Below are 14,313 nucleotides of genomic sequence, written 5' to 3' on the forward strand. Positions count from 1 at the left end.
GATAATCAGGGGCATTGAATATCAGCGATTTGCCCCTACATCGTAGAGCGAATCACTCAGAGCCTATTGCGGTAGGCGTACTTTGCTGGCAAATAAAAAAGCCTAATGGGATAGGCTCTAAGGGATCCTGACAACCGCTATGTCTCAACAATATCGATACTCACTGCCGGTCAAACCCGGCGATCAGCGGCAGCTCGGCGAACTCACCGGTGCGGCCTGCGCGACCCTGGTCGCAGAAATGACCGAGCGCCACGACGGCCCGGTGATCCTCGTCGCCCCCGATATGCAAAACGCCCTGCGCCTGAATGATGAAATTCGGCAGTTTACCGACAGCATGGTCATCGCCCTGGCGGACTGGGAAACCCTGCCCTACGATAGCTTCTCGCCGCATCAGGATATTATCTCCTCCCGTCTGGCGACCCTTTATCAGCTGCCGACCATGCAGCGCGGCGTGCTGATCGTACCGGTCAGCACGCTGATGCAGCGCGTCTGTCCGCATAACTACCTGCACGGCCACGCGCTGGTGATGAAAAAAGGCCAGCGCCTGTCGCGGGATACCCTGCGCGAGCAGCTGGATAGCGCGGGCTATCGCCACGTCGATCAGGTCATGGAGCACGGCGAATACGCGACCCGCGGCGCCCTGCTCGACCTCTACCCGATGGGCAGCGAGCAGCCGTATCGCCTCGATTTCTTCGATGATGAGATAGACAGCCTGCGCCTGTTTGACGTTGACAGCCAGCGCACGCTCGAAGAGGTGGCGGCGATCAATCTGCTGCCCGCCCACGAATTCCCGACCGATCAGGCCGCCATCGAGCTGTTCCGCAGCCAGTGGCGCGATCGCTTCGAGGTCAAGCGCGATGCCGAGCATATCTATCAGCAGGTCAGCAAAGGCACCCTGCCCACCGGCATCGAATACTGGCAGCCGCTGTTTTTCAACGAGCCGCTGCCGCCGCTGTTTAGCTACTTCCCGGCGAACACGCTGATCGTCAATACCGGCGAGCTGGAAGCCAGCGCCGAACGTTTCCAGAGCGAAACTCACGCCCGCTTTGAGAGCCGCGGCGTTGATCCAATGCGCCCGCTGCTTCCGCCGGAGCTGCTCTGGCTGCGCAGCGATGAGCTGTTCAGCGAGCTGAAAAAATGGCCGCGCGTGCAGTTAAAAACCGACCGCCTGGCGGAGAAAGCGGCCCATACCAACCTCGGCTATCAGAAGCTGCCAGAGCTGGCGATTCAGGCGCAGAACAAAGCGCCGCTGGATAACCTGCGCCGCTTCCTCGAATCCTTTAGCGGGCCGGTTATCTTCTCGGTCGAGAGCGAGGGCCGTCGCGAAGCGTTGGGCGAAATGCTGGCGCGCATTAAGGTTGCGCCAAAGCATATCCTGCGTCTCGAAGAAGCGACCGGCAGCGGCCGCTATCTGATGATTGGCGCCGCCGAGCACGGCTTTATCGATAGCCCGCGCGGCCTGGCGCTGATTTGTGAAAGCGATCTGCTGGGCGAGCGCGTGGCGCGCCGACGCCAGGACTCGCGGCGCACCATCAACCCCGATACCCTGATTCGCAACCTCGCGGAGCTGCATATCGGCCAGCCGGTGGTGCATCTTGAGCACGGCGTCGGCCGCTATGCGGGAATGACCACCCTCGAGGCCGGCGGCATCAAGGGTGAATACCTGATGCTCACCTACGCCAATGACGCCAAACTGTACGTCCCGGTCTCCTCGCTCCATCTGATTAGCCGCTATGCCGGCGGCGCGGAGGAGAGCGCCCCGCTGCACAAGCTCGGCGGCGACGCCTGGGCGCGAGCGCGGCAAAAAGCGGCGGAGAAGGTGCGCGACGTGGCGGCGGAGCTGCTGGATATTTATGCCCAGCGCGCGGTCAAATCCGGGTTTGCCTTCAAGCACGATCGCGAACAGTATCAGCTCTTTTGCGACGGCTTTCCGTTTGAAACCACCCCCGATCAGGCCCAGGCCATCAACGCGGTGCTGAGCGATATGTGCCAGCCGCTGGCGATGGATCGTCTGGTCTGCGGCGACGTGGGCTTTGGTAAAACCGAAGTTGCCATGCGCGCCGCCTTCCTGGCGGTAGAAAACCATAAGCAGGTGGCGGTGCTGGTGCCGACGACCCTGCTCGCTCAGCAGCACTTCGACAACTTCCGCGATCGCTTCGCCAACTGGCCGGTGCGCATCGAAATGTTGTCTCGCTTCCGCAGCGCCAAAGAACAGGCGCAGATTCTGGAACAGGCGGCCGAGGGCAAAATCGATATTCTGATCGGCACCCATAAGCTGCTGCAGAGCGAAGTGAAGCTGCGCGATCTTGGGCTGCTGATCGTCGATGAGGAGCACCGCTTCGGCGTGCGGCATAAGGAGCGCATCAAGGCCATGCGCGCCGATGTCGATATTCTGACGCTCACCGCGACGCCGATCCCGCGTACCCTGAATATGGCCATGAGCGGCATGCGCGATCTGTCGATTATCGCCACTCCTCCGGCGCGCCGTCTGGCGGTGAAAACCTTCGTTCGCGAGTACGATGCGCTGGTGGTACGCGAGGCCATGCTGCGTGAAATACTGCGCGGCGGCCAGGTCTACTATCTCTACAATGACGTGGAGAACATCCAGAAAGCCGCCGACCGCCTGGCCGAGCTGGTGCCTGAGGCCCGCATCGCCATCGGTCACGGGCAGATGCGCGAACGCGAGCTTGAGCGGGTGATGAACGATTTCCACCACCAGCGCTTTAACGTGCTGGTCTGCACCACCATTATTGAAACCGGGATTGATATTCCGACCGCCAATACGATCATCATCGAGCGAGCCGATCATTTCGGCCTTGCTCAGCTGCACCAGCTGCGCGGGCGCGTCGGGCGTTCACACCATCAGGCCTACGCCTGGCTGCTGACTCCGCATCCGAAAGCGATGTCCACCGATGCGCAAAAGCGTCTGGAAGCGATCGCCTCGCTGGAGGACCTCGGCGCCGGGTTCGCCCTGGCCACCCACGATCTGGAAATTCGTGGCGCCGGCGAGCTGCTGGGCGAAGACCAGAGCGGGCAGATGACCACCATCGGCTTCTCGCTGTATATGGAGCTGCTGGAGAACGCCGTTGATGCCCTGAAGGCCGGGCGCGAGCCGTCGCTGGAGGACCTGACCAGCCAGCAAACGGAGGTCGAACTGCGGATGCCGTCCCTGCTGCCGGACGACTTTATCCCGGATGTAAATACCCGACTCTCCTTCTACAAGCGCATCGCCAGCGCCAAAAGCGAGCACGAGCTGGAGGAGATCAAGGTGGAGCTTATCGACCGCTTCGGCCTGCTGCCGGACGCGGCCAGAAATCTGCTGGATATCGCCCGTCTGCGCCAGCAGGCGCAGAAGCTTGGCATTCGCAAGCTGGAGGGGAACGAAAAAGGCGGCATGATTGAGTTTAACGAAAAGAACCACGTCAACCCGGTGTGGCTGATTGGCCTGCTGCAGAAACAGCCGCAGCACTTCCGCCTCGACGGGCCGACGCGGCTGAAGTTTATGCAGGATCTCGCCGAGCGGAAAACGCGCATGGAGTGGGTTCGCCAGTTTATGCGCCAGCTGGAAGAGAACGCCGTCGCCTGACCGTGACGGAGAAAATGGGTACGGTGATATTCATCGTATCCATTTTTTCATCCGACACATTCAGCAAACTTTACAAATGTTTTGCAATCCACCAGGGTTTCCCCACACTCCCCCGCGCCATAATTTGTTTCTGTTTTCGTAGAAAAATAACCACTTAATTATTATGGTCATACACTCTTCGCGTATCTCTCTGTGGCTGGCGCTGGTTGCCGTTGTCGCCGCGCTGGCGCTTCCGGCCCATGCTAACACCTGGCCTTTACCGCCGCCGGGAAGCCGTCTGGTGGGGCAAAATCAGTTCCACGTGGTGCAGGATAACGGCGGCTCGCTGGAAGCCATTGCCAAAAAATATAACGTCGGTTTTCTGGCGCTCCTGCAGGCCAACCCCGGCGTCGACCCCTACGTTCCCCGCGCCGGCAGCGTGCTGACCATTCCGCTGCAGACGCTGCTGCCGGACGCGCCGCGCGAAGGACTGGTGATTAATCTCGCCGAACTTCGTCTGTACTACTATCCGCCGGGCAAGAATGAGGTGACCGTCTACCCTATCGGTATTGGCCAGCTTGGGGGCGATACCCTTACGCCAACGATGGTCACGACCGTCTCGGATAAGCGCGCCAACCCGACCTGGACGCCGACGGCCAATATCCGCGCCCGCTACAAGGCGATGGGCATCGAGCTGCCTGCCGTGGTTCCCGCCGGGCCGGATAACCCGATGGGGCACCACGCGATCCGCCTGGCGGCCTACGGCGGCGTCTATCTGCTGCACGGTACCAACGCCGATTTCGGCATCGGTATGCGCGTAAGCTCGGGCTGCATTCGCCTGCGCGATAATGATATTAAGACGCTGTTCAATAAAATTACTCCCGGAACCCGGGTGAATATTATCAACACGCCGATTAAGGCTTCCGTTGAGCCAAACGGCAGCCGGCTGGTTGAGATTCATCAGCCGCTGTCGAAGCACCTTGATGACGATCCGCAGACGCTGCCCATCGTGCTTAACGCCGAAATGCTGGACTTCAAGGAGGCACAGCTGACCAACCGGCCGGTTATGGAGCGCGCTATCGAACTGCGTTCGGGTATGCCGATTGACGTGACCCGCCATCAGCCGGATAGCGGGCAGGCGCTGTAATCGCCCTATTCTGCCAGGCGTCTTTCCGTCAGGCAGGACGTCCTTCCCCGGCGCCGGGTGAGCGGATTTGTGGGAAGAGAAGCCTCTTCCCCTTTAACCTCATGTAACCATCTTCGCAATCCCGCGCCGAAATCGCTGCTGCGCGCTGCGCTCGGCTCAATTCGCCCTACTCGCTCCTGCCTCAATTCACCTCTTGCGGCCTTCGGTTCGCCTTTTCCTCTGCATCGGTTTATCAGCGCGAAAGCGTCGGTCGAAACAACCGATATTATCCGCCGCAAGAGAGCGACGGGACTGCCTGCAACCTCACGCGAGGAAACGGGGATCGCAGCGATGCAAGGCGTCCGCTGAGCGGAAAACCGCTTAACTGAGGGGTTCTGTATGGCGTTTTATTGGGGGGAGAGCCGGACATTCAGACAGCGAGTCGCGGTCCATAAGGGTGTGGACCGCTTCGCAATATTGGCATAACAGGGGAACAACTTACTGCTTACTACCGCGGCCTGATAAAGGGGTCAGAACCGCGTTTGTCAGTGGCATGACAGAGGGAACAGCTTATTTATAGATAACCGCAGTCCCGTGCAGGGTGTTAGGACCGGTTACCGACGTAATGCGGAATGAAGTCGCGCCCATTTCTTCAGCTTTCTGCGCCAGCTGGTCTTCCAGAGAGCCCAGGTTGGTACCGGCAGAAGCGGAAACGGTGCCGATTTTTTGCTGGCCAGCAGGAGTGGATTGCACTTCCACGGCGGCAAAGCTTGCGAAAGAGAGTGAGCTTAGTACGGCAGCGAGGGTCAGAGTTTTGATGGTTTTCATGATTATTATACCTATGCAGATGATTTTTTATTAGGGTCGCAAGAATTAACTTAACGATCGATAGGTAAATAATAATGTGACCTGCATCACACGTCAACGCATTTTTATAACGATCGTTTAATTATTTATAAACAACTTAAAATTCATACATATATGAATTATTTATTTTTGGACTGACTCTGCTGGCAGGTTATGCCGTTTATTTTTATAATGGCCCTTCAACAAACCAACATAGGTACAGGCGGCATCATGACAACTGACGTTCAAAGTTGCACAAAAAAAAGCCGTGGCCGACCTAAAGTGTTCGACAAGGAAGCGGCGCTGGATAAGGCCATGACGCTGTTCTGGCAGCATGGGTATGAGGCAACCTCCCTTGCCGACCTGGTGGAAGCCACCGGGGCAAAGGCCCCTACGCTCTACGCCGAATTCGTCAATAAAGAGGGGCTGTTTCGCGCGGTGCTCGATCGCTATATCTCGCGCTTTGCCGCCAGACACGAAGCGCAACTGTTTGACGAAGAGAAGTCGGTCGACCAGGCCCTGCGGGACTATTTCACCGCGATCGCTACCTGCTTTACCAGTAAAGATACCCCGGCGGGCTGCTTTATGATCAACACCTCCGCGGCGCTGGCGGCCTCCTCTACCGATATCGCCAACACCATTAAGTCGCGGCACGCTATGCAGGAGCAGACGCTGACCCAGTTCCTGCAGCAGCGCCAGCTGCGCGGCGAGCTCCCGGAAAACGGCGACGTTCGCCAGCTCGCGCAGTTCTTAAACTGCGTCCTGCAGGGGATGTCGATCAGCGCTCGCGAAGGCGCCGATTTCAGCAAATTAATGCAAATTGCCGAGACCACCCTGCGCCTGTGGCGGCAAATCCTCCAGCACTAACCCGCTCTGCTGCCCGGTGATCTCAGTCACCGGGCCTGCGTCTCCCCGGTAACACCCTCTGCCTTAACCCCATTTTCACTAATGTTTTCACACCCTTAAGCGTTAATTTGTTGTAAATGATATTGATAACAATAATCACTGCATGCAGAATTCGCATTTGAGTTTTTCAATATGTTTCACCCTGTAACAATCGGTGCGCCCGCGCCGAAAAAATAGAACAACAATGCTTAACAACAAAGCAATTAACTCATAAAAGGAATGCGAATGAACACGCGTCTCTGGGTGCTTAACCCACTGCTGCTGGCTACCACCCTTCCCGTCTTTAGCACCCAGGCGGCGGAAGAAAACCTGATCGTTAGCGCCAACCGTACGCACCGTACCGTTGCCGAAATGGCGCAGACCACCTGGGTTATTGAAGGTCACGAAATTGAACAGCAGGTTCAGGGCGGCAAGGAGTTCAAAGATGTGCTGGCGCAGCTTATTCCGGGCATCGACGTCAGCAGCCAGGGACGGACAAACTACGGCATGAATATGCGCGGTCGCGCGATCGTGGTGCTGATCGACGGCGTGCGGCTAAACTCCTCCCGCACCGACAGCCGTCAGCTCGACGCCATCGATCCGTTCAACATTGAACACATCGAGGTCATCTCCGGCGCCACCTCGCTGTACGGCGGTGGCAGTACCGGCGGGCTTATCAATATTGTGACCAAAAAAGGCCAGCAGGATCGCCAGGTCGATCTCGAACTGGGCGGCAAAACGGGTTTTGCTAACAGCAACGATCATGATGAGCGGGTGGCGGCAGCGGTGAGCGGCGGTACCGACCACGCCTCCGGCAGATTATCGGTGGCTTATCAGCGCTTCGGCGGCTGGTATGACGGCAATAACGATGCGCTGATCCTCGATAATACCCAGACCGGCTTACAGCACTCCGATCGCCTCGACGTGATGGGCACCGGCACCATCAACATTGACGATAATCGTCAGCTTCAGCTGGTCACGCAGTACTATAAAAGCCAGGGCGACGACTACGGCCTGTACCTGGGGAAAAACATGTCGGCGGTGACCGGCGACGGCAAGGCCTACACCACCGACGGGCTGGACTCCGACCGCGTACCCGGCACCGAGCGCCACCTGATCAGCCTCCAGTATTCCGACGCCGACTTCTACGGTCAGAATCTGGTCAGCCAGATCTACTATCGCGACGAATCCCTGACCTTCTACCCCTTCCCGACCCTCGCCAGGGGCCAGGTCAGCAGCTTCTCCTCATCGAAGCAGGATACCGATCAGTACGGAGCCAAAATTACCCTCAACAGCCAGCCGCTGGCGGGCTGGGACCTGACCTGGGGGCTCGACGCCGATCATGAAACCTTCAACGCCAACCAGATGTTCTTCGACCTCAACGAATCGATGGCCTCCGGCGGGCTGAATAATCAGGCCATCTACACCACCGGCCGCTACCCGGGTTACAGCATCACCAATCTCGCGCCGTTCCTGCAGAGCAGCTACGACCTGAACGATATCTTCACCGTCAGCGGCGGCGTGCGCTACCAGTGGACGGAAAACCGGGTGAATGATTTTGTCGGCTATGCGCAGCAGCAGGACGTCGCCAACGGGAAAGCCCGCTCGGCGGACGCCATTCCCGGCGGGAAAACTGATTACGATAACTTCCTGTTTAATGCCGGGATTGTTGCCCACATTACCGACCGCCAGCAGACCTGGTTTAACTTCTCCCAGGGCGTCGAGCTGCCGGATCCGGGTAAATACTACGGCATCGGTAAATACGGCGCCGCCGTTAACGGCAACCTTCCGCTGCTGTCGAGCGTCAACGTCGGTGATTCACCGCTGCAGGGGATAAAAGTTAACTCTTACGAGCTGGGCTGGCGCTACACCGGCGACAACCTGCGCACGCAGCTGGCGGCCTACTACTCAACGTCGGACAAAACCATCGTCGTCAACCGTACCGATATGACGATTGACGTTGAGTCCGATAAGCGGCGTATTTACGGCGTTGAAGGGGCGGTAGATTACGCCTTCCCGCAGAGCAACTGGAGTACAGGAGCTAACTTCAACGTCCTGAAATCGCAGGTGAAGAGCGAAGGAAGCTGGCAGAAATGGGATGTGACCCTCGCCTCACCGTCGAAAGCCACCGCCTGGGTCGGCTGGGCGCCGGACCCGTGGTCGCTGCGCGTGCAAACCCAGCAGGTGTTCGATCTTAGCGACGCCAGCGGCAACAAGCTTGAGGGCTACAACACCGTCGACTTTATCGGCAGCTACGCGCTGCCGCTGGGTAAGCTGACCTTCAGCATCGAAAACCTGCTGAACGAAGACTACGTCACCATCTGGGGCCAGCGCGCGCCGCTGCTCTACAGCCCAACCTACGGCAGCAGTTCGCTGTATGAGTACAAAGGCCGCGGCCGCACCTTTGGTCTGAACTACGCCCTGAGCTTCTGATAAAAAAAGCCCCTCACCCTGAGCGTGAGGGGCAAATATCAATAAACGTCTTTTTTACGCTTTGTTATTCAGGATCAGCTGACCGTTACTATCCAGCGGAATTTGCGTGCCGGGGTCATGTTCCATGCGAATCTTGCCCTGCTGTCCGCCAATTTTGTAGGTGACGTCATAGCCCAGCATTTTATCCGATTTGTCATACACCGTTTTGCAGCGCTGCTGCGTGGTGGTGTAGGTATCGCCTTCCTGCATCGATCCCTGAATCTGGTTACCGGCATAGCCGCCGCCCAGCGCGCCCACGACGGTGGCAACGCTGCGGCCACGGCCGCCGCCAAACTGGTGGCCAATAACCCCGCCGGCAACCGCGCCGAGTACCGAACCGGCAATGCGGTTTTCATCCTGTACCGGACGACGGTGGGTTACGGTGACGTTGCGGCACTCCTGACGCGGCGTTTTTACACTTTCTTTAATCGGCGTACTGGAGACCACCTGCGCATACTGCGGTCCGCGATCCAGTACGTTCAGACCGGCGACAGCTGCCACACCCAGCGCGGCGGCCACGCCAATCCCTATACCCGCCAACATTGATTTATTCACGGGGCATCCTCCGTTGTTGCTGATAGCGATAATTTTGCTATCTACCCGGGGAGCTTGCAAATGAGAAAGCGGATGAAAAATGCGAGGATCTGCAGCAAACAGCGGGGATTCAGAGGAATCCGAGAGGATATAGCGAATCTTACAGGACGATATTCCGGATAATCGCCCGGCAGCGCGTTATCTGACCAGGCGACAGCTCGTCGCGCTCCGCGAACCCGAACAAGGCGTTAACGCCGTCATCCGGGAGCGGAGCGCCCGAGAATTAGTGCAGCTTCAGGCGCGGACGAATGATGCGGTTGATGCGCCCTACCAGCATCATCAGGCCGGTTTTAAAGTAACCGTGCAGCGCAATCTGGTGCATGCGGTACAGAGAGATGTAAACGAAGCGCGCAATGCGGCCTTCGATCATCATTGAACCGCGCATCAGGTTACCCATCAGGCTGCCGACGGTCGAGTAGTTGGAGAGCGAAACCAGCGAACCGTGATCCTTATAAGCATAAGGTTTCAAAGGCTTGTTTTTCATCTGCGCGAGGATGTTATGCAGCGCGCAGGTTGCCATCTGGTGAGCGGCCTGTGCGCGCGGCGGCACGAATCCGCCTTCCGGACGGGCGCAGGAAGCGCAGTCGCCGATGGCGTAGATATCCGCATCGCGGGTCGTTTGCAGCGTCGGCTCAACCACCAGCTGGTTGATGCGGTTGGTTTCCAGACCGCCGATCTCTTTCATAAAGTCCGGCGCCTTAATCCCGGCAGCCCAGACCATCAGATCGGCCTTAATAAACTCGCCGTCTTTGGTGTGCAGGCCGTTAGCATCGGCACTGGTGACCATGGTTTTCGTCAGCACCCGCACGCCGAGCTTGGTCAGCTCGCTGTGCGCGGCGCCGGAAATACGCGGCGGCAGCGCCGGCAGAATACGCTCACCGGCCTCAACCAGCGTGACGTTCAGCGCTTCGTTGGTCAGCCCTTTGTAGCCGTAGCTATGCAGTTGCTTAACCGCATTATGCAGCTCGGCAGAGAGCTCTACGCCGGTGGCCCCGCCGCCGACGATAGCAATATTCACTTTGCCGCTGGCGCCGAGATCTGCGGAGTATTTCAGGAACAGGTTCAGCATTTCCTGGTGGAAACGACGCGCCTGGTGCGGGTTATCGAGGAAGATGCAGTTCTCTTTAACGCCCGGTGTATTAAAGTCATTAGAGGTACTGCCCAGCGCCATCACCAGGGTGTCGTAAGGCAGCTTGCGCTCGGCCACCAGCAGCTCGCCCTTTTCATCACGCAGTTCACTGAGCGTGATGGTTTTGGTTTCGCGATTGATATCCGCGACTGACCCAAGCTGGAACTGGAAACCGTGATTGCGGGCATGAGCCAGGTAGCTCAGCGCATCTACACCTTCGTCGAGCGAACCCGTTGCCACTTCATGCAGCAGCGGTTTCCACAGGTGGCTATGGTTGCGATCCACCAGGGTGATTTTCGCTTTTTTGCTGCGGCCTAGCTTTTTACCCAGCTGAGTAGCCAGTTCCAGTCCGCCGGCGCCGCCACCAACGATTACTATTTTTTTCAATGGTGTAGTCACGTGACCCCCTAAAATTATTAACCAATTGTTAATTAAAAGTTATAGAAATAGCCTTTAATTAACAACAAGTTACAGCATTGAAACCATTCAGCGAAATTGAGAATAACATGAACGGTTCATTGGTCATACCAAAATTGATATGCATCAAGTTTTACCGCATATTTTTTGCACAGGCAATCACGGGATGGATAAAAAAAAGCCCGCGGTGCGTTCACACAGCGGGCTGGAGGGGGCTATCAGCCGAGGGTTTTAAAGGCCTTTATCCGCTGCAGGTGCGGGGAGATACTCTTGAATTTATGGCCCTGCTCGTTATCCCAGATGATTTCATAGTAGTGGTGCAGCAGCTCAGCCGAACGCTGGCTGTCGAGCGCTTCATCCTTGCGGGAAAGCATCACCAGGCAACGGTCGCGATTTTTCTCACGGAAGTTATTCACGCACTTCGTGCCGATATCCGCGTACTCTTCCGGGCGATCGATCTTCCCTTCCATATTCTCATCGGGAAACAGGTTCGGGTTAAAAATAGCCTGGCGGATATCGCAGAGGAAGCCAATCCGTTCCGCCCAGTAGCCGCCCAGACCGACGCCGCAAATCAGTGGCCGATCGTCGGCGTTGAGCTGCAGCATCTTATCGACTTCTTTTAACAAGTGCTGCATATCGTGTTTCGGATGCCGCGTACTGTAGCTAATCAACCGCACGTCGGGATCGATAAACTGCAGCTGCAGCACCTTTTCATGGTTACCGGGGCTGTTAGAGTCAAAACCGTGTAAATAGATAATCATCGCATCCTCACCAGACAACAACGCCCTTCAGGTTCGCTACGCGGACTTCGCCTCCTGCCAGCGCGCGTGGAGCTGCTCCAGCTGCGCGTTGACCCTCTTCCAACGGGCGGAATCCCTTAGCTCCTGACGGGTAAAGGAACCTTTATGATACAATTTCGTAACACGCTCTGCTTTGATCGGCGACAGGTTATCCAGCACGCTGACCGCACCCTTACGATTATTGCAGACCAGGATCATATCGCAACCTGCATCCAGGGAAGCCTGTCCGCGTTCGGCATAGCTGCCCATAATCGCCGCGCCTTCCATCGACAGGTCGTCGGAGAAAATCACGCCGTCAAAGCCTAACTCCCCGCGCAGTACCGTCTTCAGCCAGTGCGGCGAGCCGCTGGCCGGACGCGGGTCAACGTCAGTATAAATGACGTGGGCAGGCATAATCGCATCAAGGCGCTGCTCCGCCACCAGGGTGCGGAAAACGGCCATATCCCGGGCGCGAATTTCCGCCTCAGCGCGCGGATCGCGCGGCGTCTCTTTATGCGAATCCGCGGTTACCGCGCCGTGGCCTGGGAAATGCTTCCCGGTCGCCTTCATGCCCGCTTCATGCATGCCGTCAATAAAGCAGCGCGCGATGGCCAGCGCCTTCTCGGGATCCTCATGATAAGAGCGCTCGCCGATGGCGGCGCTGATGTGGCCGACGTCGAGCACCGGCGCAAAGCTGATATCAATGTCCATAGCGATCATTTCGCTGGCCATCAGCCAGCCGGCCTGCGCCGCCAGCCTGCCGCCCTCTTCCATTCCCAGCAGCGCGGCAAAGGACTGCGCGGCCGGCAGGTGGGTAAAGCCCTCGCGAAAACGCTGGACGCGCCCGCCTTCCTGATCGACCGCGATCGCCAGATGATTGTGCGAAGCTTCGCGGATCTGACGCACCAGCTCGCGCAGCTGCGCCGGATCGTGATAGTTGCGGGTGAAGAGAATCAGCCCGCCAACCAAAGGGTGCGCGAGGATCTCCCGCTCTTCCGCATCCAGTTCAAAACCTTCGACATCCAACATTACCGGACCCACACTGACCTCTCTTATATTATGTGTCTAACTGACGCCAGGCCGCATCTGCCAGGGCGATAAACTGCCGGTCGCCGGTTTGCTGCCAGCGACGCTCGTACCAGCCTGCCATGAGCATCAATACCCACGGGCGCCAGCGCTGAATTTGTCGCCACAGCTGACGTTCATTCATCTTCGCCAGCCGGGCATACTCCGCCGTCAGCCGTCGCTGCCGTGCGGAATCAATCCACACGGCGGCAAGCTCCAGCGCAATATCGCCGTCGCCGGCATATTCCCAGTCGATCAGCCGCAGCCCGCCCGCGGTATGAACCAGATTGCCCGCATGCACGTCCATATGCAGCGGCGCCAGGCGCAGCGGCCGGGGCTCTCCGCGGCGTAGCAGGCGCTTATACCAGCGCAGCCATCGCGGGGTTCGGCGCGAGCAATCGCTCTGCTGCCAGTAGCGTTCCAGCAGCGGCGCCAGCGCGATACGCCAGCCCAGGCACGGCTGCAGGTGCAGATGATACAGCACCCCGGCCAGCTGCGGGCACGGCGGCAGCGCGCTTTTCATTTCACCGACGCAGTATTCCACCACCATCCAGCGCGGGGAGTAAAAAATCGGCGACGGCGCAAGCGTATCCGGCATCCGGGATAACGCGCGATATTGACGAAGGAAATCGCTGGTGGGGGCGGCAGGATCGTGCGGCTGGCGTAATACCAGCCGCCGGGTGCCATCGCTGACGATGCAGCTACCGCCGCTCAGACCGGAAAAGGCCGGATCGTCGAGCGGCGAATAGCGGGGGAAAAAGCGCGACAATAGCTCATCGCGCGTTAGCTTACTGTTGCTGAACTGCACCTTTACCTGACCAAATAATCTCGCCGGTTTGTACCAGCATCAGCTGCATCTTCAGCTCAGGTGAGTTGACGTTGCCGGTGGCATTAGAGTAGAGCACGTACTGGGCGCCAACGGTGCGCGCAATGCCCATCGCTTTGCTGCGGCTGCCGAGGCTATCCTGCGGTGACAGGCCAAGCTGCTGTTTCGCTACGCCGAGCTGCTGCTGCGAGACCAGCGTAAACTTGCCGTTTCCCGTTAGCGCATTGCGCAGGGCCTCGGTCGCCTCACCCGCGTTTAGCGTGCCGTTCGTGCGGTTATTGACGCTATCGACCAGCAGAATGCTGCCCGCATTCACGCCGCCCGCCTGCAGCATCTGCCCGACCATCGGCTGTACCGCACCGCTCCAGTCATAGTGGCGAACGCGCGGGGTTGGCTGAGTCGGCTGCTGTTCATGCTCAATCGGACCCGGCTGCGCCGGCACTGCCGGAATGCCCGGCACCGTTGGTACCGTAGGCTGAGCGGGCTGCTCCGGTTTCGGCTGCGCCTCCCCTACCGGCGCGGGCTCCTGACGCTGCCCAACGCACCCGGCAAGGAATATCGCCAGTGCTGTGATCAACGCATAGCGACACATTTTAATCATCACAATTA

General features: G+C 58.3%; 11 protein-coding genes. 4 read left to right on the forward strand and 7 right to left on the reverse strand.

The window, feature by feature from the left end; genetic code table 11:
* Positions 1-139: 139 nt before the first annotated feature.
* On the forward strand, positions 140-3,586 hold the full coding sequence (mfd, locus tag M2416_RS01720; RefSeq protein ID WP_259221781.1) for a transcription-repair coupling factor: 3,447 nt from the start codon (positions 140-142) through the stop codon (positions 3,584-3,586).
* A gap of 163 nt (positions 3,587-3,749) precedes the next feature.
* Positions 3,750-4,712 (forward strand): L,D-transpeptidase LdtC, encoded by a 963-nt coding sequence (gene ldtC / locus M2416_RS01725; protein WP_259221782.1) that lies wholly within the window; start codon positions 3,750-3,752, stop codon positions 4,710-4,712.
* Between the two features lie 549 nt (positions 4,713-5,261).
* On the opposite strand, the gene bhsA is transcribed toward ldtC, so the two are convergent.
* Positions 5,262-5,519: a multiple stress resistance protein BhsA gene (gene bhsA, locus M2416_RS01730; RefSeq protein ID WP_041144985.1), complete on the reverse strand. Its 258-nt coding sequence runs from the start codon at positions 5,517-5,519 to the stop codon at positions 5,262-5,264.
* A gap of 249 nt (positions 5,520-5,768) precedes the next feature.
* Between bhsA and M2416_RS01735 the strand changes: the two genes are divergently transcribed.
* Both M2416_RS01735 and M2416_RS01740 read left to right on the forward strand, forming a co-directional pair.
* Positions 5,769-6,404: a TetR/AcrR family transcriptional regulator gene (locus M2416_RS01735; protein WP_041144984.1), complete on the forward strand. Its 636-nt coding sequence runs from the start codon at positions 5,769-5,771 to the stop codon at positions 6,402-6,404.
* Positions 6,405-6,668: 264 nt separating this feature from the next.
* Positions 6,669-8,855 (forward strand): TonB-dependent siderophore receptor, encoded by a 2,187-nt coding sequence (locus M2416_RS01740; protein ID WP_259221786.1) that lies wholly within the window; start codon positions 6,669-6,671, stop codon positions 8,853-8,855.
* Positions 8,856-8,909: 54 nt separating this feature from the next.
* On the opposite strand, the gene M2416_RS01745 is transcribed toward M2416_RS01740, so the two are convergent.
* The 6 genes from M2416_RS01745 to lpoB all read right to left on the reverse strand — a co-directional run bounded on the left by M2416_RS01745 (position 8,910) and on the right by lpoB (position 14,296).
* On the reverse strand, positions 8,910-9,449 hold the full coding sequence (locus tag M2416_RS01745) for a glycine zipper 2TM domain-containing protein (RefSeq protein ID WP_052698707.1): 540 nt from the start codon (positions 9,447-9,449) through the stop codon (positions 8,910-8,912).
* Between the two features lie 262 nt (positions 9,450-9,711).
* Positions 9,712-11,016, reverse strand: a complete 1,305-nt coding sequence (locus M2416_RS01750) for an NAD(P)/FAD-dependent oxidoreductase (RefSeq protein ID WP_076945221.1) — start codon at positions 11,014-11,016, stop codon at positions 9,712-9,714.
* Between the two features lie 236 nt (positions 11,017-11,252).
* Positions 11,253-11,795: an alpha/beta hydrolase YcfP gene (gene ycfP / locus M2416_RS01755; RefSeq protein ID WP_041144980.1), complete on the reverse strand. Its 543-nt coding sequence runs from the start codon at positions 11,793-11,795 to the stop codon at positions 11,253-11,255.
* Between the two features lie 36 nt (positions 11,796-11,831).
* Positions 11,832-12,842: a beta-N-acetylhexosaminidase gene (gene nagZ / locus M2416_RS01760; protein ID WP_161795650.1), complete on the reverse strand. Its 1,011-nt coding sequence runs from the start codon at positions 12,840-12,842 to the stop codon at positions 11,832-11,834.
* Between the two features lie 28 nt (positions 12,843-12,870).
* Complete coding sequence (thiK, locus tag M2416_RS01765) at positions 12,871-13,686, reverse strand: thiamine kinase (RefSeq protein WP_259221788.1); 816 nt, start codon at positions 13,684-13,686, stop codon at positions 12,871-12,873.
* The gene (lpoB, locus tag M2416_RS01770) at positions 13,667-14,296 is read right to left on the reverse strand and encodes a penicillin-binding protein activator LpoB (protein ID WP_161795674.1); all 630 of its coding nucleotides are present in this window, start codon (positions 14,294-14,296) and stop codon (positions 13,667-13,669) included. The genes thiK and lpoB overlap by 20 nt, the downstream gene beginning before the upstream one ends.
* Positions 14,297-14,313: the final 17 nt, after the last annotated feature.

Origin of the sequence: Klebsiella sp. BIGb0132, assembly GCF_024810075.1 — a bacterium.
Lineage (GTDB): Bacteria > Pseudomonadota > Gammaproteobacteria > Enterobacterales > Enterobacteriaceae > Klebsiella > Klebsiella terrigena.

Bases quoted from the DNA above. Each gene is read 5' to 3' on its own strand.
- mfd (WP_259221781.1), top strand. From the start codon at position 140: ATGTCTCAACAATATCGATACTCACTGCCGGTCAAACCCGGCGATCAG.
- ldtC (WP_259221782.1), top strand. From the start codon at position 3,750: ATGGTCATACACTCTTCGCGTATCTCTCTGTGGCTGGCGCTGGTTGCC.
- bhsA (WP_041144985.1), bottom strand. From the start codon at position 5,519: ATGAAAACCATCAAAACTCTGACCCTCGCTGCCGTACTAAGCTCACTC.
- M2416_RS01735 (WP_041144984.1), top strand. From the start codon at position 5,769: ATGACAACTGACGTTCAAAGTTGCACAAAAAAAAGCCGTGGCCGACCT.
- M2416_RS01740 (WP_259221786.1), top strand. From the start codon at position 6,669: ATGAACACGCGTCTCTGGGTGCTTAACCCACTGCTGCTGGCTACCACC.
- ycfP (WP_041144980.1), bottom strand. From the start codon at position 11,795: ATGATTATCTATTTACACGGTTTTGACTCTAACAGCCCCGGTAACCAT.
- nagZ (WP_161795650.1), bottom strand. From the start codon at position 12,842: ATGTTGGATGTCGAAGGTTTTGAACTGGATGCGGAAGAGCGGGAGATC.
- lpoB (WP_161795674.1), bottom strand. From the start codon at position 14,296: ATGTGTCGCTATGCGTTGATCACAGCACTGGCGATATTCCTTGCCGGG.